16 protein-coding genes are annotated in these 23092 nt (G+C 72.8%); 6 read left to right on the top strand and 10 right to left on the bottom strand.

Translation table 11 applies throughout. The features are described 5' to 3' along the window. Nucleotides 1-22: 22 nt before the first annotated feature. From ABT263_RS20440 to ABT263_RS20425, 4 genes are all read right to left on the bottom strand, one after another. Nucleotides 23-628: a Dps family protein gene (locus ABT263_RS20440; protein WP_352291883.1), complete on the bottom strand. Its 606-nt coding sequence runs from the start codon at nt 626-628 to the stop codon at nt 23-25. Between the two features lie 87 nt (nt 629-715). After that, entirely contained in the window at nt 716-1237 is a 522-nt protein-coding gene (locus tag ABT263_RS20435; RefSeq protein WP_352291881.1) for a DoxX family protein, read from the bottom strand. Nucleotides 1238-1242: 5 nt separating this feature from the next. Next, the gene (locus ABT263_RS20430; RefSeq protein ID WP_352291880.1) at nt 1243-1905 is read right to left on the bottom strand and encodes a hydrolase; all 663 of its coding nucleotides are present in this window, start codon (nt 1903-1905) and stop codon (nt 1243-1245) included. Nucleotides 1906-2408: 503 nt separating this feature from the next. Next, nucleotides 2409-3089: a TMEM175 family protein gene (locus ABT263_RS20425; RefSeq protein ID WP_352291878.1), complete on the bottom strand. Its 681-nt coding sequence runs from the start codon at nt 3087-3089 to the stop codon at nt 2409-2411. A 381-nt stretch (nt 3090-3470) separates the two neighbouring features. Here ABT263_RS20425 and ABT263_RS20420 point away from each other — a divergent pair, with 381 nt between their 5' ends. Both ABT263_RS20420 and ABT263_RS20415 read left to right on the top strand, forming a co-directional pair. Further along, nucleotides 3471-3764 (top strand): hypothetical protein, encoded by a 294-nt coding sequence (locus ABT263_RS20420; protein ID WP_352291876.1) that lies wholly within the window; start codon nt 3471-3473, stop codon nt 3762-3764. Between the two features lie 115 nt (nt 3765-3879). Beyond that, a complete protein-coding gene (locus tag ABT263_RS20415) occupies nt 3880-4779 on the top strand; it encodes a ribosome-inactivating family protein (RefSeq protein WP_352291874.1) in 900 nt (299 codons plus the stop codon). A 301-nt stretch (nt 4780-5080) separates the two neighbouring features. Here the strand turns inward: ABT263_RS20415 and ABT263_RS20410 are convergent, their stop codons facing one another. Then, nucleotides 5081-6190 (bottom strand): FAD-dependent oxidoreductase, encoded by a 1110-nt coding sequence (locus tag ABT263_RS20410; RefSeq protein WP_352291872.1) that lies wholly within the window; start codon nt 6188-6190, stop codon nt 5081-5083. 123 nt (nt 6191-6313) lie between these two features. On the opposite strand from ABT263_RS20410, the gene ABT263_RS20405 reads away from it, so the two are divergent. Beyond that, nucleotides 6314-6907, top strand: a complete 594-nt coding sequence (locus ABT263_RS20405) for a TetR/AcrR family transcriptional regulator (RefSeq protein ID WP_352291870.1) — start codon at nt 6314-6316, stop codon at nt 6905-6907. Nucleotides 6908-7496: 589 nt separating this feature from the next. Here the strand turns inward: ABT263_RS20405 and ABT263_RS20400 are convergent. Next, a complete protein-coding gene (locus ABT263_RS20400) occupies nt 7497-8384 on the bottom strand; it encodes an NAD(P)-dependent oxidoreductase (RefSeq protein WP_352291868.1) in 888 nt (295 codons plus the stop codon). Nucleotides 8385-8437: 53 nt separating this feature from the next. Between ABT263_RS20400 and ABT263_RS20395 the strand changes: the two genes are divergently transcribed. From ABT263_RS20395 to ABT263_RS20385, 3 genes are all read left to right on the top strand, one after another. Next, nucleotides 8438-8815, top strand: a complete 378-nt coding sequence (locus tag ABT263_RS20395) for a winged helix-turn-helix transcriptional regulator (RefSeq protein ID WP_352291866.1) — start codon at nt 8438-8440, stop codon at nt 8813-8815. Between the two features lie 1236 nt (nt 8816-10051). Then, the gene (locus ABT263_RS20390) at nt 10052-11068 is read left to right on the top strand and encodes a DNA cytosine methyltransferase (protein WP_352291864.1); all 1017 of its coding nucleotides are present in this window, start codon (nt 10052-10054) and stop codon (nt 11066-11068) included. 335 nt (nt 11069-11403) lie between these two features. After that, the gene (locus ABT263_RS20385) at nt 11404-12591 is read left to right on the top strand and encodes a NaeI family type II restriction endonuclease (protein ID WP_352291862.1); all 1188 of its coding nucleotides are present in this window, start codon (nt 11404-11406) and stop codon (nt 12589-12591) included. 254 nt (nt 12592-12845) lie between these two features. Here ABT263_RS20385 and ABT263_RS20380 read toward each other — a convergent pair whose 3' ends face one another. Genes ABT263_RS20380 through ABT263_RS20365 form a run of 4 tightly spaced genes read right to left on the bottom strand, consistent with a single transcriptional unit; the run spans nt 12846 to nt 23033 of the window. After that, nucleotides 12846-14627: a hypothetical protein gene (locus ABT263_RS20380; protein ID WP_352291860.1), complete on the bottom strand. Its 1782-nt coding sequence runs from the start codon at nt 14625-14627 to the stop codon at nt 12846-12848. Continuing rightward, nucleotides 14624-16753, bottom strand: a complete 2130-nt coding sequence (locus ABT263_RS20375; RefSeq protein ID WP_352291858.1) for a protein kinase family protein — start codon at nt 16751-16753, stop codon at nt 14624-14626. Before ABT263_RS20375 ends, ABT263_RS20380 begins: the two co-directional genes overlap by 4 nt. Further along, nucleotides 16750-19281 (bottom strand): hypothetical protein, encoded by a 2532-nt coding sequence (locus ABT263_RS20370; protein ID WP_352291856.1) that lies wholly within the window; start codon nt 19279-19281, stop codon nt 16750-16752. Before ABT263_RS20370 ends, ABT263_RS20375 begins: the two co-directional genes overlap by 4 nt. Then, complete coding sequence (locus tag ABT263_RS20365) at nt 19278-23033, bottom strand: tubulin-like doman-containing protein (protein ID WP_352291854.1); 3756 nt, start codon at nt 23031-23033, stop codon at nt 19278-19280. Before ABT263_RS20365 ends, ABT263_RS20370 begins: the two co-directional genes overlap by 4 nt. Nucleotides 23034-23092: the final 59 nt, after the last annotated feature.

The raw sequence follows: 23092 nt of genomic DNA, 5'->3' as shown, positions 1-23092 counted from the left end.
CTCCCGTTCGTGCCTGTCCTCATCAGCCTTGTACCAGGGGGGTGTCCACGAGGTGTTCGGCCAGGAACCACACCTGCGCCTCGCCGGGGCGGATGACCTCGGAGACGAGCAGGTCGGTGCTGCCCTCGTCGCCCTCCGCCGAGATCCGGGCGGCGGCGTCCCGCGCGTCGATCAGGATCCGCTCGTGCGCGTCGAGGAGCCGCGACAGCATGACGGGGACCTTCTCCACACCGTTCGGCGGTCGCGGAATGGCCGTCAGCTCCGCGACGTGGCGCGGGTCCGCGACCGCGACACCGCCGAGGCTCTGGATTCGCTCGGCCAGCGCGTCCACGACGGCCAGCTGGGCTTCCGCGTGCTTGTCCAGCATCAGGTGGAGCGAGTAGAAGGTCGCCCCGCGCATGAGCCAGTGGTGCTTCTTGTAGAGGGAGTACAGGATCTGCGTATCGGCCAGCACGCGGTTGAGGCGCTGGCAGGCGTACATGCGGGTGTCGTGGCCGAGGCCGATCGGCAGCTGCTTCAGCGTGCCGAACGTCTGGGTCTCGCCGCCCTTCTGGTGCAGCAGCGGCTGACCGCCGCCGCGCGAGGGTGCGGTGGTGGATGCGGTGGTCGCGGTGGTCGCGGTTTCCATCGGTACTCCTGGTGTGGAAGGTGGGAGGGCCCGGCCGCCCGCGCGGGGGTCGCAGGGCGGCCGGACCCGGTCTGTGGCGGCTCGTGCTCAGCGGCCGCCGGGGGCCGCGGTCCGCGCCGCCGCCGGGGCCCGGCCGTGCAGTACGAGCCGGGTGAGCAGCCCGCTGCCGAGGCCGGCCACGAGGGCGACGGCGGCCCACCACAGCGGGTACGGAGTCAGGCCGAGGGCCGCGTCGAAGGACCACGCGCCGGGGCCGGTGGCGGCGAGAGCGGCGGCGGTGCCGATGAGGACGAGCGGGTACTCGTACCCGTCGTTCTGCACCCAGAGTCCGTGGTGCCACTTCACGGTGAGCGCGACCGTCATGACCCCGATGACGCCGGTCGCGGCGAGCGGGGTCAGAAAGCCGGCGGCGAGCAGCAGACCGGAGCCGATCTGGCCGCCGCCCGCCGCCAGGGCGGTGACGACACCGCCGCGGAAGCCGTCGGCGCGGAACTCCTCCGTCCCGCCCTCGAGTCCCTTGCCGCCCAGGTGGGAGCTGATCTTCTGCACGCCGTGTCCGGCGACGAGCAGGCCCGCCAGCAGACGAAGGATCAGAATGCCGGTGTCCACGGGCGTCAGCCCGCGGCGTGCGCGCCGATGACGCTCTGCGCGTACACGACGCCCAGGCCGTACGCGCCCGCGTGGGCCTTGACGATCTCCATGACCGCGCCGTACGTCTCCTGGCGCGCCCAGTCGCGCTGCAGCTCCAGGAGCACCTGCACCCAGGTCACCGGCACCGCGCCGGCGGCCAGCATCCGCTGCAGCGCGTGCTCGTGGGCGGCTGGGCTGACGCCACCGGAGGCGTCCGAGACGACGTACACCTCGTACCCCTGCTCCAGCGCGGAGAGCGCGGGCAGCACCAGGCAGACCTCGGTCCACAGACCGGCGAGGATGATCTTCTTGCGCCCGGTCGCCTTGACGGCGGCGACGAGGGCCTCGTCCTCCCAGGCGTTCATGCTCGTGCGGTCGATGATCTCGTGCTCGGGGAACACCTCGGCGAGCTGAGGCAGCAGAGGCCCGGAGAAGGACTCGGCGGCCACCGTGGTCAGGACGGCCGGCACGTCGAAAGCCCGAGCCGCCTTGGCGAGCCCCACGGTGCTGTTGATGATCGCGGTGCGGTCACCGCTGCCGGTGCCGAAGAACATCTGCGGCTGGTGGTCCACGAAGAGCATGACCGCGTTGTCGGGCGTGAGGAGGTCCGAGCTCGGGGCGGCCTGAACCTTGGTGATGTCGAACATGAGGGATCCCTTCGGAGCAATCGGTAGGGTGCTCACCGCAGTCGCGGCTTCGGCACACCCCGAAACTACGGTCGGATCGATCGGCCGAATCCTCCCTCTGTGCTCAGGAATTGGCACCACAGCGCACTGCTCCGCGCCAGGCGGGTGGCGCACTTCCCATCGGGTGCCGGTGCGTTGTCAGGACATCCGAGCCGGCTTCGGTTCCTGGTCTGAACGCCGTCAAGGGTCCTCGGGCCTGCCGGGTCGACACTCGTGACCGGGAAGACGTGCGCGCAGCTGTCGATCCAGGGCCCGCCCACCCGGGGATGCCCCTGCTCGGCAGATCGCGACCCGTCCCGAGTGCCCGTACCTCCACCGAACTCACCCTGGACGGCCGGCTCCTGCTCGGCGAGGACCGGTTCCTCGACATAGACGCGGGGGCCTCCCACGGTGCATCTCATCCGTGGAAGGCCCCCAAGCATGCAACCAGGTGTGCCGGCCGGACGGCTCACCGGTTCTCCCGCCTACTCCTGGCGATTCGCTTCCGGTCGGCCGCGACCGGGCAGCCGCAGCCCCTCGCTGGTCAGGAAGTAGAAGACAGGCAGCACGACGAACACGGCGAGTGCGACGACCGGGGCGGTAAGCGCGCCGACCGCGCCGGCGAGGAGATACGCCATCACGCCGGCCCACGAGCGGAGCCTGCCGTGAGCGACGTAGGAGGGTTCGACAGCGTGGTGCAGCAGTTCCGGGCGCCGGTCCAGATGGCCGTAGAGCACGATCCAGCTGCCGCACATGCCTGCCGCGATCCCGGCGTACAGCGCGACGGCCACGCGAGCGTCGCTGTCGATGACGCTGTTCTGCAGCGCGCCCGACAGCACCGCGGTGGGAAAGGCGAGCGCCGCAGTGGTGAAGAGCAGGAGGAGATTGGCCGCGTGCAACCCGCGATCCATGACACGTATCCGCACGAAGGCCTGATGGTGATTCAGCCAGATGACCGCCACATAGCTGAAGGAGGCGAGGTAGCCGAGGTAGACCGGCCACTGGCGGAGCAGGGCCCGCCCGAGTCCGCCCGGTTCGTGGGGCGGATCCGTGAGCCCGAGGACCAGGATGGTCACGGCGATGGCCAGCACGCCGTCGCTGAACGCCTCCGCACGGGCGGTCTCGGAGCGGGCGAACCCCCGCGGGAGGCCGTGGTCGTCCGTCATGTCGTTCTCTCCTCTGGTCCCGGCCGCACCACCCGATGAGCCCGAGGGGCGTTGTGCCACCGACGGCACGGCGGAGCGCTCTGGGCGGTTGGCCGCTGCTCGTCGACATCCACCGGGCCTCCGCCGGGGAAGGCGGAGGCCGCGGCGCGCCCTACGGGGCGAGTGGGGCATGGACCGGGCTGCACGGGCAGGCGAGGTCGACTCCGGTCGTCACCGTACGTCCGCCGGTCATAGCCGGCTGGTCCATCCGTGCCCCGGTTCTGGCCTGTGCGCGAACAGCCGCCGGAGGGCTTCACCCTCCGACGGCTGCGCCTACCTGCTCCTGCCGAAAACCTCATCCGCCCTGATCAGATCGCATGTTCGTACTCGTGGAGGAGGCCGGTGACGTCCGGGTTGAATCGCAGCACGGTCACTGGGGCGTTGAAGCGCCTGGCGATGGCGATGGCGATGGCGATGGCGATGGCGATGAGTCGTGCGCGTGCCTGCGGCGTGGCGTTCGTCGACTCGGCGACCGCACTGTGTCCGGTGGCGAGCCGGGCGACGATCCTGCGGTCACGTTCCTCGAAGGTCCGCCTGTCCGCCGCTTGGGATCCCGCCTCGTCGGGTGAGGTGCCGAAGAGTTCCGCGGCAGTGCACTGCTGGTCAAGAGCCGCAGCCCTGACGGAACATCAGTGAATCACGGGGTCGATTAGCGTGCCGACAGCGCGCCGTGGATGCTCGCCGTGTGCGGAAGCCGCTGGCCGGGCGGGCGCGCTGACGACCTGTCGTTACACGATCGAGGGATTCCCGCATGCTCACAATGAACGGACCCGGTGCGCTGGTACGCGTGCGCCGACGGCTGGTCGGCTCACTGGTCGCCCTGGCGCTGGCGGTCGGGCTCATGGGTATGACGCCGCCCGCGGCGCACGCCGACACGAACAACCGTCTCAGCAACATCAACTGGGAAATCAGCGACCTGAGCGGCGGCGGCGCTCAGGCGCACCAGCGGTACTGGGACGTGATCGCCCAGCTCCACTCGCTCAGCAGCCACGACTGGTTCAGGACCGACCTGGACGAGACCGTCGTGGCGGACAACGACCAGCTCATCCAGATCAGCCTGTTCCAGAGCGGCGCCTACCAGGGGGCCATCTACTTCTGGCCGCACAACCTGTACCTGGCCGGCTTCTACCAGGTCGGGGGCACGCACTGGGTCTTCAACGACGGCAACGCGTCGAGGGAGCGCTTCAACCGGGTGCTGGGCGTCCAGGCGAGCACCCTCCCCTGGTCCAGCAACTACAACGGCCTGCCCGGTGGTGACACTCGGTACAACCAGCAGATCAACGGGCCGAGGCTCGACAACGCCCTGCGGCAGGTCCGTCAGATCTCCGCTCTCCAGAACTCCGCCAGCGGGCGCGCCGTCCTGGCGGACTCCCTCATCATGATGATCCAGGCCACCTCGGAGGCAGCGCGCTTCGGGCGGATCTTCGACAACATCCGCGGCAACATCCGCGACCACGGTCTCGCCCAGATCGGCCGGGACAACGTCAACCTGGAGACGAACTGGGCCGGGATCTCGAACTGGGTCTACCGGGTCATGAACAATGCCGGCACCCCGCCCGTCGTTGCCGGTGGTCAGACGTTCTACACGTTGCAGCAGCTGATGCTGTACGTGGGCTACCTGGACCTCTACAGCGGGTCGCGTCCCCGCTAGCAGTGCTTTGTCGGGAGGCTTGTCGCATCGTGTCATCGGTAGTTCTTCGTTGGTAGGAGGGCCGGGGACCTTGCGTTGTGGCGGGGGTGGTCGGAGGAGTTCGCGGCTGAGGTGATGGCGCCCTTGGCCCGCTGTGATCAGCGGGCCAAGGGTGGTCTGTATCCGACCTCCTCCACACCGCGCTGTCGATCCTGGCCGACGAGGCGTACGACGACGCCGACGAGCTCGGCGACGGACGCCTGGTACCGGACGAGCACGAGGGCAACAACGGCCGCGGGCGGCCGGGGGCGGTGGAGTCTGCTCAGGAAGTCACTGCGGGAACGAGGTGGTCGAGTCCCTGCGCACTGCTCGTCGCGGCCTCGATCGAGCGCGGCAGCATGATGCTCTCGTAGGCGCGGACGGCGTCGTCGATGCTGGGTTCGGTGACGAGGGCGTGGGCGAGGTCGGAGCCGTCGAGCATCGCGAGATTGGCGCCCAGCCCGGCCGGGGGCATCAGGTGCGCGGCATCGCCGAGCAGCGTGACGCCGGCAACGTGCTGCCAGGTGTGCGGGGCGGGCAGGACGAACAGGGGCCGGTTGACGAACCCGCTGTCGCTGTTGCGCAGGATGTAGCGCAGGCTCTCGTCCCAGTCGTCGAACATCCTCAGCAGGTGCGCGCGTACGGCCCGCTGGTCGCCGAGGTCGATACCGGCGGCCGTGTGCCAGTCCTGCGGCGTGCGGAGCGCGATGTAGGCGCGGATGTGGCCGTTGCTGTTGCGCTGGGCGACCAGGGACCTGCCGGCGCCCTTCGCCAGCATCGATCCGTTGCCGACCAGCCGCGCGAGGTCGGGATGGCGGGTGTCGCAGTGGTCGAATCCGGTCTCGAGGAAGGTGACGCCGGTGTAGCGGGGTGCGGCGTGCGACAGGGCCGGGCGGACGCGCGACCAGGCGCCGTCGGCGCCGATCACCAGGTCGAAGTCCTCGGCGGCGCCGTCAGCGAACAGCAGTCGGCAGGTGCCGTCCGCGAGGGGGGTGACCGTGCTGACGGCGCGGTCCCATCGCACCGTGCCCTCGGTGAGTGAGTCCAGGAGCAGTTCGCGCAGTTGGCCGCGGTCGATCTCCGGCCGGCCGCCGGCGGCGGAAGGCCCCTGGTGCGCCAGGAGGGCGGCGTCGGTGAAGTCGAGCACGCGCCACTCCTCTCCTTCGGGGCGGGCGAGGGCGTGGAACGGGTCGAGGAGCCCCGCCGCCCGCAGGGCGGTCTGGCCGGTGTCGGCGTGCAGGTCGAGGGTGCCGCCCTGCGGGCGGGCGTCGGCGGAGGCCTCGCGTTCGAAGACGGTGGCGGAGCGGCCGTGTTGCTGCAGGACTCGGGCGCAGGCGAGGCCGCCCAGGCCGGCGCCGACGATCGCGATGCGGGGATCACGAGCAGAGTTCATGGGTGTGTCCCTCGGGAGGTGGGTGAGCCGCCGGGGGGCCGGCATCATCAAGAAAGCACACTCGCAAAATAAGCGCAATGACTAAACTTTCGAAGTCGCTGCATCTTGGGATATCATGGGCGAGTGACCGAACCGACCGGGCGCCGCGAGCGCAAGAAGGCCCAGACACGCCAGTCCCTGGCCGACGCCGCACTCGAACTCTTCCTCGACCGCGGCTACGACCAGGTCGGCGTCAAGGACGTCGCCGACGCCGCGGACGTCTCGGTAACCACCCTGTTCAAGCACTTCCCCAGCAAGGAAGCCCTGGTCTTCGACCAGGACGACGACCTCGAAGCGGCGCTCGTCGCCGCCGTGCGCGACCGCACCCCAGGCCAGTCGATCCCCCAGGCGCTGCGCGAGCACATCCTGCTGAAACAGACCCAGTTCGCCGTCCACACCACGGACCCGCGGTTCGCCGACTTCACGCGCATGGTGCAGGAGACCCCCGCGCTGCGCGACTACGCCCACCGCATGTGGACGCGCCACGAAGCGGCCCTGGCGCGAGCCATCACCGAGTCTGTCGGTGCCCCCGAGGACGACATCAGCTGCGCCGCACTGGCCCGTTTCGCCCTTGAGGCCCGCGGCCTCATCCTGCGGCACGCCGAGCCGAACCGCGCCGCCGACGAGGCCTTCGCATTGCTCGAACACGGCTGGGCGGGCTCCCACCCGGGCAGCTGACCCGCTCTGCGCGGAGCCCTGGTGTGCGTGGGCGCGTTACGCGCCTCACAGGTTCAACCTGAGTAACTACGCTGCCACGCAAGCCACCTGACCGGCGTCCAGCCGGACAGGTGGGCGGCACGCACTGCTCGGCCGGGTTGAACTTCAGCCGCCACGACCGCACCGCATGGTTCAGCGCGTTGCGCAGCGTCGAGACGACCCGGTACAGCGTGACCCGGCCCCGGCCGGCCCTGCGCTGTGCGGCCGTCCAGTCCTCGATCTGTTTCGGCCGAAGGTCCAGCAGCCGGCAGCGCCCGAACGCCGGGATCAGGTCTCTCTCCACGATGAGCATCAACTTCCCATGTTTTGAGCGCAGTTGAGCAACAGAAGAGCCGAGGCTCGGCCTCGGATGTCGACAATAGTCAAACCCCTTCACTGGGGGTCAAGGGGTCGCAGGTTCAAATCCTGTCGTCCCGACAGTGATGTCGGAAGGCCGCTGGCCTGGGAGCGATCCCAGGCCAGCAGCCTTTTTGTTGATGGGCCGACAGGTGGTCGGCGATTGTGGTGCCGTCGTCGTGGGTGCCGGCGACCGGGCCGTTGCCGGTCGGGGTCAGGTGCGGGTCAGGATTTCGGCGAGGCGGCTTACTCCGTCGGTGCCGTGGCCGAGGGCGATGGTGCGGCGGACCAGGCCCTCGGCGGCGCGCATCAGTCCGGACTCGATGCCGTGCGACTCGGCGGTGTGCACGACGTGGGCCATGGTGGAGACCGCCGAGGTGAGCGGGTTGATCGCGCCCGAGTAGCTGCCGCTGTCGAAGTCCTCGGCGAACTCGGCGAACAGCGGGGGCAGGATCGCACCGATTCCCTGGGCGAACGGCGCCAGGTCCCGCCCGGCGATGCCCTCGGCCTTGGCCAGCGCCAGCGCGTGCACGAAGCCGGCCATCGCCGTCCAGAAGATGTCCAGCAGGGCGATGTCGAAGCCGGCCGCCCGGCCGATCTCCTCGCCGAGGTGGGTGTGGGTGCCGCCGAGCGCCGCCAGCACCGGCGCGTACCGCTCGTAGAGGTCGGCGGGCCCGCTGTGGATGAAGACCGCCTCCGGTGTGCCGATGCTCGGGGCCGGCGTCATGATGGCGCCGTCCAGGTACCCGATGCCGTGCTGCGCCGCCCGGGCGGCCGTGGCCCGGGCGCGGTCCGGCGAGTCTGCGGTCAGGTTGACCAGCGTCCGGCCCTTGAGCGCGGCCTCCACCTCCTCGCGGTGCAGCACGGCGTCCGAGGCGTCGTAGTTCACCACGCAGATGACGGTCAGGTCGCTCGCGGCCACGGCCTCCTCGGGCGTGGTCGCGCTCACCGCGCCCCGGGCGACCAGTGCGGCGTCCCGGCCCGGGGTGCGGTTCCAGACCGTGGTGTGGGCGCCGGCGTCCAGGAAGGCGCCGGCCAGGGCGCGTCCCATCGGCCCGAGACCGAGCACGGTGACGGTGGGCCGGGTGAGGTTGGTCGACATACTTCATCTCCTGTAGACATGGTGGTGGACAGCGACGACTCCGGGGGGAAGAGATGACGCGCGGTCAGGCCGTGGACCCGAACGTGTGCGGGGTGACCGCCGTGGTCGCCGTGATCGACGGCAAGTGGAAGACATCTCTGCTCTGGCTGCTGGAGGCAGGCCCGCAGCGCCCCGCCGAACTGCGCCGACTGCTGCCCGGCCTCAGTGAGAAGGTCCTCACCCAGGCCCTGCGCGAGATGGAGTCCGACGGCCTGGTGCACCGCGAGGTGTACGACGTCCTTCCGCTGAAGACGGTCTACTCCCTGACCGACTTCGGCCGCCGACTCTCCGACGCGCTCGGCCCGATCTCCGACCTGGGCCACGAGCGGCTCGACCGGATGGCGGCCGAGCAGGCCGAGCAGGTAGGAGAGGTCGAACTGCCGGTCTCCTGACCTTTCGGTCATCTCCCTTCGTCCCCTTCTGGGCACCAGTCTCGTGGCGCTGCATGTGGCTGCCCAGTACGCACAAAGAAGTGGCTACTGGGTAGGGACGCGCTGGTCGCCAGGTGACGGGACCACACCGCCGATATCGTGGCTGTCCGGCCGGACGGACAAGGGGCCGGTACTTCCCTGGCCCGGTAGCGGTGCCAGGCGGACACGGCTCTCACCGTCCCGGGAGGGTCCGGGGGCACTCGGTCGGCACTTGGCGCCGGGCTCCAGGCCCTCACCGTCGGAGCCCGCCAGGTCGGATCGCGGGCCAGGCAACCGTTCTCGGACATGGCAGCAGGCCCTCGCCCGGGCTGAGCCGGAGCGTGGGCATCGGCAGCCGGTCAGGGACGGTGCGATTCGCCGCTGTCCGGCGCCGGGGCGATCGCGTCGGTCGGTGACGGCTGTCTGCTCGATGTCGCTGAGCTCCACGCAGGTGAGTTCAGCATGGCCGAACGGTGCGTCGCCCGCCGCGGCCACATCCTCGACCGGAACCGCGCGCAGGGCGGTAGGCAATCGTTCCGACAGGGCCGGTTCGTTGCCCGCGGCGCTCCTTCGGCACACTCGCGCGGATGCACGCGTGGGGCCGGTCGAGGAACGTGTCCCGTCCGGCGAGCACCGAGTAGCCGCCGACGCCCTTCCGGGTCGCCCTGGACGCGGGGCGGGAACGACGGTAGGCCCCCGAAGGCCGCCGTGGCGAGGTAGCGGGCGGACTCATCCACGTATACGGCGACGGCCGGGTTCTGGGGCTTAAGTCTCGATCTTGCCTGGACCCCCGGATCAGGCTGCAGGACACTGGGGGCGACGGTGGGCCCTCGCCGGGGGCCTGGTGGCACTGGGTTGCCAGTGGCGCTGGCCGCAGCCATCAGGGCCACGCGCAGCAGCTGCTGCCCGGAGACAACCCAGGCTGGCTGGAGAGGGCCTCTGCGAGCCTGCGGCCGGGAGTCCTGGTGGTCAGCCTTCCGGGACCCGGCCTCTGCGCTTCTCCGGGCGTGCCGCATGTGGCGGAGGTCGACCCCCGGGCGGCGAGAGCTGCGGCTCGGAGGATCGGACGGTCATTGCGGTGTGCTCGGTGCCAGGCCTCCGCGGTCGGCTGGTCCGCGCCTGTAAGGTCGTTTGAGCTGGCTGCTGATCCCTGCCAGCCGGGCAGGACTCGGCGATTCCGACCTCGCCATGTACGCGCACTCTTGACACGGAGGACTGATGCCGACCGCCGGCGCTCCCGACACCCTGGACTTGTTTGCCGGCCCCGGCGGCTGGTCCGAAGGCCTGCGCCGATACCACGGCCTCACTGACATTGGCATCGAGTGGGACGCTGCCGCCTGCCAGACACGGGCTGCCGCGGGGCATCCGACTGTCCGCGCGGACGTGGCCCAGATCGCAACCGCGCCCATGTTCGGCCGCATCCGCCGTCTGATCGCCTCCCCGCCCTGCCAGGCCTGGTCGCGAGCAGGCAAGCAGCTAGGACTGCAGGACCAGCCCCACGTTCACCAGGTGATCGACGACCTCGCCCGCGGCCGGGATACCCGTGCGGAACTGCTGGCGGAATGCCTGGATCCCCGCTCGCTGCTCGCTGCCGAGCCGATGCGCTACCTCCATGCCCTGCGGCCCGAGGACACTGTCATGGAGGAGGTACCCGACGCACTGCCGTTGTTCCGCCACTACGGGGAGATCCTCCGGGGGTGGGGCTACAGCGTCTGGTGCGGCAACCTGAACGCAGCGGACTTCGGTGTGCCGCAGAGCCGGCGGCGAGCGCTCCTCATCGCGTCCTGCGTGCGTACTGCCCAGCCCCCCGAGCCCACCCACACCGAACACGGCGAGGAAGGGAACCTCTTCGGCGAGTCCCGCGCCCGCTGGGTGTCCATGGCAGAGGGCGTTGGCTGGGGGGCCACCGACCGGCCCGCGCCCACCGTCACCGCTGGCGGTGGTAAGACCGGCGGCGCCGAGCCCTTTCCGACCCAGGCACGCCGCGCCCTGGACGTATCCCGGGAACGCGGTGCGTGGAAGAACCGCATCGCCGCGTCGGACGCAGCGCGCATCACCGTCCGGGAAGCCGGCGTGTTGCAGTCCTTCCCGGCGGACTACCCCTGGCGGGGAACACAGACGAAGCAGTATGAGCAGGCCGGCAACGCCGTCCCGCCGCTGCTAGCCGCGCACGTGGCTGCGGCGGCCTTCGGTCTGCCCCAGCCACAGGAGGAAGCAGCAGCAGCGGTGCTCTGACCAGTCCATTCCGTTCGACTTCATGAGACTGTGACCGTCTGCGTGCCGCTGGTTGGTGTGATTAGACGGGCGCGTCTTCAGGCTGGCGTCTCCGGCCTCCTGGACCTTGGCCTTCTTCCGTCGCTTGCGTGACTTGCGGCGCGCTGACGGCAGCTCGCCGTTTCCGGCCGTCCGGGCAGAACTCCCGCTACCGCTTCTGCCGTACCCCGCAATCGGCCCGGGGCGAGTTCCGCACGTTCCACTCCGGATAACCCGGACACGCAGGCAGGGCGACGGCTGGGTTGATGCCAGCCGCCTTGCTGAGGCTGTCTGTGCTTGATGCCAGACTGCAGCGCGTGACGATACAAGAGGGTCTGCCGTTCCCGAAGGACGCTGTTCAGGCTGGCATGCAGGAGTCGCGGGCGTTGGCAGCGAAGCACTCCCGCCGCGACACGTTCCGCAGCTGGGATGTCCCGCGTGACGACATGAGCAAGACACCGCGTGAGTGGCGGATTCAGCCCGGCATTGTGCAGCAGGTCCCCGATGACCTTGCCGAGTTCGTCGGGTGGTTCGACGGCCAGCCAGAGGCACGGGAGCGCTTCCGATGGGCGTTGCGCGACTCCCTCGATGAGCTGCTCGACGGTCAGCGGACGGGGCGCTGGGCGTACCAGCACCTGACGAAGACCGAGAAGACGTATCTGGGGACCGCCGTCGAGGTGAACCTCACGAAGGAGTTCGACATAGCCAACGGCAAAGACCTCGACTGGTCCATCGCCGACGTCGACATTGACTGCAAGTTCTCTAAGGATCTCGGCGGCTGGGAGATTCCGATGGAGATGTACCAGTGCGCTGACCACGGCGAGCGGGGCGGCCGCGCCGACCATCCTGCACTGGTGACCTGGATGAACGACGACACGAGTGAGTGGGCCGCGGGCATCGTACGGATCACTGATGAGCGCCTGCGCTGGAGGAGGGGGCTGGATGCGAACGGCGACCGCGTTCGTGCGTACAACCGGGACAACAAGCGCAAGCTTGCCGACAACGCCAAGTCTGACGTGTATTGGCTGTGGGGTGGCCTCCAGACAGATCTGCCGACGAACCTGCTGCTCCGCCTGGATATCGGTACACGCGAGCGAATCCTCGCAGCGTCGCTGCCGCGTCGGCCGTCGTCGGGCCAGCAGCGGCTGAACCAGCTGTTTCGCGAGGTGCAGGACCGGATTGTCGGCCGACAGACCGTGTTGACCGTCGGCCAGCAGGACGACTCGCCTAAGCGTGCCCGCGACGCACGCAATGATCTTCGTCCGGAAGGCATCGTCGTCCTGGGTCATCAGGGCTCGCACCCGCACGTCGCCCGTGCGCTCGAACTGCCAGCACCGGTCAAAGGTGAGTGGATCTCCACCCGCCTTGCTCCTGTCTCACCTGACGATGAGCGACCGAAGTTCTCTCTGGACGGCCAGTTCTGGGCACGCGCTCGTGCGAATGAGCCGACCCATCCCGCGCCTGATCTTTGTTACAAGCGAAAGATCGACGGGCAAACGGATTGAGCAGGCCAGCGGTCCATCTCAGCCTCGCCCGTGGCGGCGCCGGGTAGACGGCTGACCGGTCCGGCTGAGATCGATGGCAATGGGCAGAGGCAGCCCCTCGCGAGCCCCTATGGGCCTGGGGGACCAGGGTGCTCCGATGGATGCGCCGGGCTGAGCGCGGTGGGCGGCTTACCTGGTTGTCGGACCCGGGGTGGCCGGAGCGCCTCGTCCCGGGGTGGGGTCGGGGTGGTGGGCTCCGGCCGGGTGTGGGTGGGTCAGAGGATGAGGTAGATCGCGACCGCGAGGATGACTGCCAGGCCGAGCACGGAGCCGCAGAGGATGAGGATGTTCCGGCTCTGGGGGTCGGGTGGGGGCGGAGGGGGCCGGCGGGGTGGGGACGGGACCGGGGGCGGGGTGGGGCGTCGGTCGGGTGGTGGGGGGTCGGGTGGGGCGGAGGGGCGTGGGGGGTCGGTGGGTGGGGTGAGGGTGCCGGGGGGGAGTTCGTGGAGGAGGCGCTGCCACAGTCGGGGTGGGAGGTCGGGGGGTGCGGCCTTGGCGCCGGGGGGTGGGACGAGGTGGCGCAGCAGCTCGTGTTCGACCGCGGTGCCCTCGTAGAGGAGCGCGCTCAGCAGGGCGTCGAGGGCCGGTGCGTGGCGCCGGTCGCGGACGTGCGGGGTGACGGCCCACTGGAACAGCCAGGCGGCGCGGCGGGCGAGTTCGGTGGTGGACTCGGCGGACGGGTCGGGCCGGCCCCGGTCGGTGCGGTAGAGGTAGAGCCGCTGGTGCAGGACCTCCGCGCAGAGGCGGTGTTCGTCCTCCGGGTGCCGCTGGGGGCTGCGGCGGTGGAGGACGAGCAGCAGGCGGCGGGTGGCCGGGTCCGGGAGGTCCTCCTCGCGCAGGATGTCGAGCAGGGGCCGGTCGCCGATGCCGTCGGTGAGCCGTAGCAGGTAGGGCAGCAGGTCGTTGGTCGAGCCGGGCCGGAGCAGGGCCCGGCGCAGTTCTTCGGTGGGCGGCACCGCCGGCGGGGCGGGGCGCTCGGGCGGGGCGTAGACGGGCTGGTCGTCGGGGTCCGGGGCGGGGTCCGGGGTGGGATCCGGGTCGGGGACTGGGGCGGGGCCCGGCGCGGGATCCGGTCTGGCCGCCCGGACGCCGAGGGTGCGGGCGAGGCGCCGTAGGCGCTCCTCGGCCGGCCAGGTCGCGGCGTCCCGCAGCTCGCCGGTCAGTTCGGGCAGACCGGCCGCCCGGCGGCCGGTGGTCTCCAGACAGCGTTCGACCAGTCGGGCCGCCAGCTCGTGGGCGAGGTCGGCCTCGGGGCGGCGCGGGTCCACCCGGGAGCGGGGCTGCTGCTGCCCGGAGTCGGTCGCCCAGTCGGCGACCCAGGTGACCAGCAGGTCGTGGCGGTCCGTCACGTCGTAGGTCGCGAAGGTCCACGGCTGCTGGAGCCAGGTGTGGCCGAAGATCTCGTGCAGGCCGCTGATCACCGCGGCGGACGGGTTCCGCTCGGGCCAGCCCGGCAGGGCGTCGCTGCGCAGGGAGAGGCGGTGCCGAGGACGGCGCAGCAGGGCCGCGGTGGCGACGGTGAGCGCGTCGGTCACCCCGGCGATCCGGGCCGGGGTGTCGGCCCAGGTCTGTTCGGCGCTGTCCCGCAGCAGGGCCCGGGAGACGGGCGGGCAGTGGTCGGTGGCCTCCTCGGCGAACCGCTTGGTGCCGAACGACCAGTCGCGCAGCGCCAGGGAGAGCCGGGCGCCGAGCACCTCCTGGTGGCCGAGCAGCAGGTGGCAGGCGGTGTTGGGCCGCCCGCCCAGGTCGGCGGTCGGCCACCGCCGGATGACCGCCGCCTCGCCGCGCTTGGTGACCGTCCGGACCAGGCTGGGGCGCAGCGCGCCGTCCACCCTGAGCAGCGGGGCGAGCTCGCGGGCCAGCTCCTCGGCGCGTTCCGGCGGGCAGGACCACGCGGCGGCGGCCATGCCCGCGCCGCGCCGCCCCAGATTGCCCTGCCAGCGGAACACGATCTGGTCGACGGTGCTGTCCGGGGCGGTGGCGCCCGGGGCGCTCATCGGGTCACCTCCCCGGGGGCGTGGCCGTCGGCCAGCTCGATGATGCCGTGCATGGCGAGCAGCGAGATCAGCGGCTCCAGCACCCGCTGCGCCCGGACGCCGCGCGGGTAGCGGCTGTCCTCCTGCCGCCCGCCGGTGGCGGAGGAGATGTGCAGGGTGCAGTGCAGGGCGGTGTCGAAGGGGCGCAGCCAGGCCTTCCCGGCGTGGCGGTGCAGCAGCGCGTACACGTCGCGGCTCTCCTCAAAGAGCCGTCGGCGGCTCAGCGGAAGGTGGCCGGGCTCGGTCAGCCAGCGGTCCACGGGGGGCTCGGAACGCAGCAGGTCGGCCTTGGCGACCACGACCGCCGAGGGGACGGTGAGGTACGGGCCGTTGCGGGGGATGCGGTCCAGGGCGGTGGCGAACGCCGGGTCCCCGTCCCGGTTGACGTGCAGGCCGAGCGCGGTGCGGATCTCGTCGAGCTGCGGCAGCGGCATGGCGAGGGTGGGGTCGACGACGAAGACCAGGGCGTCGATGCCGAGGAGGAACCGCAGCAGCGCGTCGGTGCGCAGGAGGTCCTCGCCGGCGAGGTCGAAGAAGGCCAGCGGGCGGACCCGGCCGCGGGCGTCGGTGATCAGCAGGGACTCCACGAAGCGGGCGGAGTCGCCGGCGCCGAGCCCGGCGGTGTGGGCGAGCACGTTGCCGTCGCGCAGCGGCACCACGCGGTCGTTGAGGAAGCTGGCGTGCTGCTCCGGGTTGACGGACTGCCAGCTGACGCCGTAGGGCTTCAGCCGGTCGTCGGCGATCTCGGCGATCATCTGGGTCAGCAGGTGGCTCTTCCCGGTGTTCGACTGGCCGATCATGGCGACGGTCAGCGGACGCCCGTTGGTCAGGTAGGGGACGGGGATGTGGTGCGGCGGCGTCGCCGGACCGCCCTCGCAGAGCTGGAAGGCGCCGCGCAGCTCGTCGGCGAGCACCCGCGGGTTCTGCTGGTCGGCGAACCGGTAGGGCTGGAGGTCCTGGACGGCGTCGGGCACGTAGAGGGCGTTCGGGTCGAACCGGATGGGTTCCAGGCAGTAGGGGCAGAGCACGCCGCCGGGGTCGGCGGCCGGGTACCCGTACGGCGCGCCGTCCGGGCCGGCCGTCGCGTCCTGGTCGGCGGCCGCCGGGGCGCCGTACCCGGGGAGCGTGGCGTACCCGGGCAGCCCGGTGTCGCCGGGGTGCTTGAGGGCGACGGCCCGGTCGAACTCGGCGCGGTGCCGGCCGAGGCCGTCGCCGCCGGCGGTGCGGCCCGCGCCCGGGCGCCGGTCGGGCGCGAGCAGGCCGAGGAGCGCGGCCGGGGCGGGCCGGTCGGCGGCGCGGGGGGCGAAGGAGGACCGCATGGTGTGGGCGAGCGAGCGGTGGTCGGCGAGGTCGGCGGGCTCCCGGTCCGGGTCGCCGGGCCGCCCGGTGACCAGGCGGTACATCACCTGGGCGGTGCTCCACAGGGCGTCCCGCGGGTCGCTGTGCCCGGTGCCGCCGCGCACCTCCGGCGAGGCGTACGGCGCGGGGCCGCGCGGGGTGCGCGGCCGCCCTGTGTGGGCCACCGCGTCCAGGCCCCACAGCTGGACGGCCCGGCCGTCCCAGCGGACGGCGGCGGGGGTGATGCCGTGGTGGACGAGGCCGAGTTCGGCGAGCAGGGCGGTGGCGTCGACGAGGTCCCGTTCGACGGTGCGCAACTGGGTGACGGCGAGGCCGTGCAGCCGCTCGGCCGGGGTGCCGCGCGGCGGCCGGTAGAGCACGAACGGCTCGGCGACGTCCAGGTCGTAGCCGATCACCACGGGGAAGAGCCGGGCGAACTCGGTGTCCCCGAACGTGCGGTGCAGCCGCAGGGCGGTCGCCGCCTCGGTGTCGAGCGCGTCGCGGGCGGCGTCCGTGACCCCCGTGCCGGGGGGCGCCGCCGCCCGGACCTGCACGCACTTGACCGCGCCGTCGAGCAGGGTGTTCCGCATCAGGGGGGCGTCGCGGACCACCGGCCCGGTCGGGTCGGGGCCGAACCTCGCGGTGGCGAGCAGACGTCGCCCGGCGGGCGTCAGGTAGGGCAGGTCGACGCCCTTGGGGCGGCCGGGGTCGCCGGGGCTCCGCGGCCGGACGGGCCCGGTGGTGCTCACCACTGCTCCTCCTCCTCGGGCAGCGAGACGTGCCGCTGCCGGACGGTCTCGACGACGCCGGCCCGCAGCGCGGTGAGCCGCAGCTGCCCGGCGTAGCGGCCGGCCGCCGTCCGGACGTCCCGGACCTCGGGGCGGCCGGGCGAGGTCCGGTGCCCGCCGGAGCCGTCCTGGGCGGCCTCCGGGGCGAACCGGATCAGGGCGACGGCGTCGGGGTTGCGGCTGAGCAGGTCCAACTGCTCGGCCGAGTTCAGCTGCAGCAGGCCCTGGCCGTCCTGGTCGGGGCCGGCCGCGTCGGCGGCCCGGCGGATGTCGATGCCGAGCAGCCCGGCCGGGCCGCTGCGGGCCCGGTGCGGCGCGGCGAACGGCGGGGCGGGCAGGACGTCGTTGCGCCGCAGGTGGTCACGGGCCACCGCGAGCAGCTCGCGCACCCGCTCGGCGATCCGCTCCTGGGCGGCGTCGCCGGCGTGGCCGCGCTCGACCGCGCCCCAGTAGGGCTCCAGGGCGGTCAGTGTGGCGTCGGTGAGGTCGCCGGCCAGGGTCGGCACCAGGTCGGGACCGCCCTTGGCCTCCCCGCGCTCCAGCCAGCGCGGGCCCGCGGCGGCGGTGCCGGGCAGGGGCCCCGCCGGGCGGACGGGGTCGGCCGTCCGGGCCTCCTCCCGCCGCTCGCTGCCGGCTCCGGAGGGGACGCTGGTCCAGTCGTACTCGTCGGGTTCGTCCGGCTCGTCGCCCTGGTGGTGGTCGCCCCGCCCGTACGGGGTGGACGTGTCGTTCCCGGGATCGTCGTCGGCGGTGCGGCCGAGCCAGTCGTCGTCGCTCTCCGCCATGGCCTCGGGCGGGTCGGCCCCGAGGTCGCGGGTGGCCTCCTCCTCGGCGGCGGTGACCGAGGCGCGGAGCACCCCGACCACCGACAGCGCCGCGTCAGCGCAGTACCGGCGCTCCTCGACGGCCCAGAACTCGCGCAGGGCGCGGGCGAGGAGCTCGTCCAGGCCGTTCAGTCCGTCCTGCAGCGGTGTCACCCCGCGTTCCAGGCCCCAGCGCTGGGCGTGGTCGTGCCAGGTGCGCACCAGCAGCCAGCCTCCGAGCCCGAGCCCGGCCGGCAGGCCGAGCGCGCCCGCCCAGACCGGCAGTCCGGCGGCGCCGGCGGCCGCGGCCGCCACCGCGGCCCCGAGGAGGGCGGCCACGCCGAACCGGCCGGCGTCGGAGGCCCGGCCCGGGCCGCCGGGCAGCCGGGTGACGGCCCGCAGCATGCCGAGCACGAGCAGCACCGGGACGGTGAGCGCGGCCGGCAGCGCCGGCCAGGTCCACAACCCGCCGAGCGCGCCGGCCAGCCCGGTCAGGGCCAGCACGCCGGAGCCGGGCGGGTCGGGCGGCAGCGGACGGTCGGGTGGCGCGGCCTCCCGCAGCCGGTCCAGTTCGGCGATCCGCGGGGCGTTGGAGAGCGGCTGCACCTGCTCGGCGAGCAGCGACAACTGCTGCTCCACCGAGCGCAGCGACAGGCCGTCGCGCAGCAGCCCGAGGGCGAGGCTGCGCAGGCTCTCGCCGATCTGCTCGCCGGTGGTGGTGGCGGGATCCACGGCGACGCCCAGCCGGGCGAGCCTGGTCGCGGACTCGGCCGCGGACTGCGCGCCGACGGTGCCGCCGTCGCTGCGCAGCACCTTGCCGATCAGACTGCCGTAGCGGTCCAGCGCCGACCGGGCCCGGTCGAGCGCGGACTCCAGCTCACGACGGCCGGCCCCGTTGACGAGTCCGGCCGGGCTGCCGAGGGTGACCAGTTCGGCCTCGGCGTCCGCCAGCGCGTCGACGACCTCGTGGCGCACCCGGGAGGTCTCGCCGCCGTCGACCGGCCGCCCCGGGGCGCCGGTGGTGGAACCGGCGACCAGACCGGCGAGGGTGGTGGGCAGGGTGGCGCCGGTCAGGACGGTCGGACCGGAGGTGGGCGAGCCGGCGAAGCGGAGCAGCGCCTCGCTCCAGGCCTGGCCGCGGACCTCGGGGGAGAGGCCGTGCTCCAGGACGCGCAGGGCCGGGGCGGCCACGCCGTCGGGCAGCGAGCCGAGCAACTCCAGTGTCTCGTCGAACAGTTCGGGCATCGCGAGGACGTCGACCAGGACGGCCAGGGCCTGCGGGTCGGCGGGCCCGGCCTGGTCGGCGGCGCCGTGACCGGCCTGGAGGTCGCCGGCCCAGAGCAGGCCCGCCTCGGGGGCGCGCAGGGTGGCGGGACGCACCAGCCGGCGCTCCGCCGGGAGGTCCTCGTCGGAGCGGGCCGGGAGCCCGCCGACCAGGAGGCAGAGCACCCGCACCCGGCCGGGCGTGCGGTAGCCCATGATCTGCTCGAACCGGGTGCGGTGCTCGTCCAGCCCGGCGGGGGTGTCGACCACCAGGAAGCGCTGGTCGTGCGGTTGGACCAGGCCCTGCGCCGCGAGCCGGGCCGAGACGGCCGCCCGCAGCACGGCAGGGTCCTCGCCGGCGAGTTCGGCGGTGCGCAGATCGAGGTGGACGACCGGCGCGGACTGCGACAGGGGAGTGCTCAAGCGGGCTCACCGCCCCGGCGCTCCGTGCCCGGCTCGCCCGGCTCGTCCCACCAGGAGGTGGAGCGCGGCTCGTCGGGGAACTCCCACGGGGGTTCGCCCCGGGCGGCGGACCGGTCGGCGCTGCGGTCGGTGTCCCACCCGGTGTCCCGGTCGCTGCCACGGTCGGCGCTGCGGTCGGCGCTGCGGTCGGTGTCCCACCCGGTGTCCCGGTCGGGGCGTCCCATGAACCCGGTGTCCGGGGCGGGCTCCTCCCGCCGGTCCGCCGGCCGGGGGGAGGGCTTCGTCCAGTCGTCGTCGTACGCGGCCCCGGAGCGGCCGGCCCGGTCGGCCCGGTCGGCCCGGTCCTCGTACGCGGCCCCGGAGCGGCCGGCCCGGTCGGCGCGGTCGGCCCGGTCCTCGTACGGGTCCCGCTCGCCGCCGGCGGTGCCGTGGCGGTCGTCGTCGTACGGGTCCCGCTCGCCGCCGGTGCGCTTCGGGGCGGGCTCCCAGCCGCGCGCGCGGCCCCGGCCGTCGGGCCGGTCGGCCGGCCGGGCGGTGCCGAAGTCGTCCTCCTCCCGCACCGGCGGGACGCGGGTGCCGTAGGCGTCCTCCTCGGTGTCCTCGACGGCGCGCGGGGACAGCTCCCCGCGCTGGATGACGTCCAGCAGCGCCTCCAGGTTCGGCTGGACGGCCCGCTGGTCGCCGAACTCCAGCTTCAGCGCGGCCGGCAGGGTGTCCGCCCAGAACTGCCAGAGCGGGCGGAACCAGCCGTCGACCCGCTCCCCGCCGATCTCCCGGCGGGACCGGAGCATCCGCAGCTGCTGCGGGGCGATCTGCTCGACCAGCCGGACGAACAGCGGGTCCGGCCGGCTGGCGGAGCGGGTCAGCCCCGCCGGGCGGGCCGCCATCAGCCGGCTGCAGTAGTCCTCGACCGTCCGTTCGTCGTCCAGCACCGTCCAGCGCTCGTAGGCGCGCAGCAGCTCGGCCCAGCTGGAGACCCCGTTCTGCTGCTCGCCGAGCCGCAGCCGCACGCCCGGCACGTCCACGCCGCGGTCGCGGAACAGCCGAAGCCGGATCAGGTGCGGGGAGTCCTCCGGCCCCTCCAGCACGTCCACCTGCCCGTTCCAGAGCAGGCTGAGCAGCCGGTGCAGGATGAGCCGGCGGTCGGCCTCGGTGGAGACCAGCCAGTCGTCGCGGTGGCCGAGCCGCTGGCGCCAGCGCAGGACGTCGTCGCTCTGCTCGTTCTCCTTCGCCTTGGCCCACTGGCGCAGCATCTTGCGGGCCTCCGGCACCTGGGTGAGGCTCATCTCGCTGCGGAACAGCACGACCGTGATCGACTGCGTCTCGACGCCCCGGAACTCCGCCCGGGCGTCCTTCGGCAGCCGCAGCGCCTTGCGCAGGAAGTCCTCCACCTCGTCCGCGGACTTCACCCGCGGGTACGTCACCAGGGCCTTGAGCGGGCCGGTGCCCTCGGGCACGAACCCGGCCGGCAGCAGCCCGGCCAGCTTGCGGCCGAACTGCTCCAGCGCCTCCTTGCTGACCTGCTCGGCGTCCTCCGTGCTCCCGGCCGCCGCGGCCAGCAGCACCCCCATGGCGGGCAGCAGCGGGCGCTCCTCCAGCTGCTCGCCGCTCTCCGCGAAGAGCCGCTTGACGCCCGCCTCCACGGCGGTCTTCACCTCGCCGACCGCGTTGCCGGGGTTGCGCCGGCTGAGCGCGTTGGCGGAGCGCCACTCCTCGCCGCCGACCAGGCGCATCAGTAGCGCGGCCTCGTCCTCGGTCTCGGGCAGTCCCTCGCGCGCGGTGAGGCGGGTCACCAGGTCGTCGTAGAAGTGCTTGAGGTCGCGCTGCGGCGGCAGCAGGTAGGAGACGCCGGTGCGGTCCTCGTAGAGCGTCTGGGACTGCTCGGCGAACGCCCTCGGCTCGTCCCGGGCGTGGTTGCGGAAGGCCGTGGCGAGCCGGCCGACCTCGGCCTCCAGCGCGCGGGCGGTCGGCTCCCAGCGCTGCTGCTGGCTCTTCCAGCCCTCGTGCCACAGCTGCCGGCTGCGCCAGCGGTACCAGGCGTCCTGGGCCCGCAGCACGGCCTGGACCTCGTCGTCGCCCCAGCGCGGCTGGGCGAGCCCGCCCATGCGCCGCCGGATCCTCGGGGCGGACGGCGGCTGCTCCCGGGTGCCCGGCGGCAGCGGGGGCGTGTGGGTGCGCTGGTCGAGCAGGCCGAGGAAGCCGAGGCGGGCGAGGTCGTTGCCGTCCTGCGGCACGCCCCGCACGATCCGCTGCACGGTGAACGGGTCGACCTTCGCCAGCAGCCGGTCCACCGCCCTGCGGGGTGCGAAGTCCTTGGCCATCTCGGCCGTGCGGACCGCCACCTGCCGTGCCAGGTTGGCGAGTTCGGACTGCATGTCGCCGAGCCGGGCGGCCAGCCCGGCCTCGATGGCCGAGCTGCCGCGCGGCTCGGGGGACGGCGGCTGGATCTCCAGGGCGGGCCGCAGCAGGAGCTCCTCCAGGCCGGAGTCGGTGAACATCTGCTTCACCAGCTCCTCGGCGGAGTGGCCCGGGCGGTGCGTGCGGTCGTCGAGCTGCTGGACGGAGGCGCGCAGGATGCGGCCGGAGACGAGCGAGGCCAGCTCGTCCACCGGTGCGGTCATCGAGGCGACCAGGCTGGTGGAGACGCCGCGGCGGCCGATGCCGGACGGCGCGGTGGCGGCGCGCTGCGTGCCGCGGTTGATGAAGCTCGCGGCGAAGGTCTGGTAGTCGTCGTCGGCCCGGGTGCGGGCGGTGCGGCCGTCGCCGAGCTCGGTGCCGATCAGCGACATCACCAGCGACACCATCGAGCGGCGCAGGTCGTCCGGCCGGATGCCGGCGGTGCGGTTGAACAGGAAGGCCGTCGGCAGGATGCCGGTGCGCAGCCGGATCGGGGGGGTGTGCGGGTAGCGCACGCGCAGTGTCAGGTCCTCGTCCAGGTCGCCGAGTTCGGCTCCCTCGACCGGGGCGTTCTGCTCGTCGACCAGGCGGAAGAGGTCGACCAGGGCGCGGGCCGAGTTGAGTTCCGCCTCCCGGCCGCCGCCGCTCGCCGCCGGGAACGCGGAGGGCATCACCACCAGCGGGTAGATCTTGACGCCGTCGAAGCCCTTCTCCCGGAAGGCGTGGTTGATCAGGTACAGGTAGTCGAGGAAGATCCCGGCGCCGGTGCCGCCCGCGACGGAGAACGCCACGAAGACGTCGCAGCCGGAGACCGGGCCGCCGCCGAGCTGGCTGAGCACCCCGCCGGAGCGGGCGAGCGCGTCGATGGCCTGCATCAGCGGTTCCAGGACCGGGTCCAGCCCGCCGCGGAGGGTGCCGAACAGCCCGGCGCGGCCGACGGTGGGCAGCTGGCCGGCGCCGTTCTTCAGCGGTACGACTCGCGGCTCGTTGTTGCGGGGCGGCAGCCAGGCGGCCGTCTCGTCGGGCAGGCTGGCCCGCAGCATCTTGGTGACGTCGGGCGAACTGTCGAAGTTCGGCAGCAGGTCGTGGGTGGAGCGCGAGGTGCGGCTGAAGACGGGACGCAGCGCCGGGGCGGCGGAGGCGTGCGGCAGCCTCGACAGGTCGGTCTCGCTGAAGTCGGCGTAGACGAACTGCAGGCAGTCCGGCAGCTGGTAGGGGGCCATGGCGCCGAGGCCGGTCAGGGCCGTGCCGTCCGGCCCGCAGAGTTCGGCGCGCAGCCGCCGGTCCAGCTCGGCGCCGACGAGGCCGCCGGTGCCGCCCAGGCCGACGAAGAGCATCGGCTGGAAGATCTTCATGTGTTCCGCCTCCATCCGGCCGCGCGGTGCGGCCGGTTCGGGTGTGGGGTGGGGCGAGG

The sequence above is a fragment of the Kitasatospora sp. NPDC001603 genome, assembly GCF_040298365.1.
Taxonomy (GTDB): domain Bacteria; phylum Actinomycetota; class Actinomycetes; order Streptomycetales; family Streptomycetaceae; genus Kitasatospora.
This window is presented reverse-complemented; position numbering and strand designations above follow the sequence as displayed.

What these genes read in the sequence shown, in the direction of transcription:
- ABT263_RS20395 (WP_352291866.1), top strand. Translation starts at nt 8,438, where the DNA reads ATGACGCGCGGTCAGGCCGTGGACCCGAACGTGTGCGGGGTGACCGCC.
- ABT263_RS20400 (WP_352291868.1), bottom strand. Translation starts at nt 8,384, where the DNA reads ATGTCGACCAACCTCACCCGGCCCACCGTCACCGTGCTCGGTCTCGGG.
- ABT263_RS20380 (WP_352291860.1), bottom strand. Translation starts at nt 14,627, where the DNA reads ATGAGCGCCCCGGGCGCCACCGCCCCGGACAGCACCGTCGACCAGATC.
- ABT263_RS20425 (WP_352291878.1), bottom strand. Translation starts at nt 3,089, where the DNA reads ATGACGGACGACCACGGCCTCCCGCGGGGGTTCGCCCGCTCCGAGACC.
- ABT263_RS20440 (WP_352291883.1), bottom strand. Translation starts at nt 628, where the DNA reads ATGGAAACCGCGACCACCGCGACCACCGCATCCACCACCGCACCCTCG.
- ABT263_RS20430 (WP_352291880.1), bottom strand. Translation starts at nt 1,905, where the DNA reads ATGTTCGACATCACCAAGGTTCAGGCCGCCCCGAGCTCGGACCTCCTC.
- ABT263_RS20390 (WP_352291864.1), top strand. Translation starts at nt 10,052, where the DNA reads ATGCCGACCGCCGGCGCTCCCGACACCCTGGACTTGTTTGCCGGCCCC.
- ABT263_RS20365 (WP_352291854.1), bottom strand. Translation starts at nt 23,033, where the DNA reads ATGAAGATCTTCCAGCCGATGCTCTTCGTCGGCCTGGGCGGCACCGGC.
- ABT263_RS20415 (WP_352291874.1), top strand. Translation starts at nt 3,880, where the DNA reads ATGCTCACAATGAACGGACCCGGTGCGCTGGTACGCGTGCGCCGACGG.
- ABT263_RS20410 (WP_352291872.1), bottom strand. Translation starts at nt 6,190, where the DNA reads ATGAACTCTGCTCGTGATCCCCGCATCGCGATCGTCGGCGCCGGCCTG.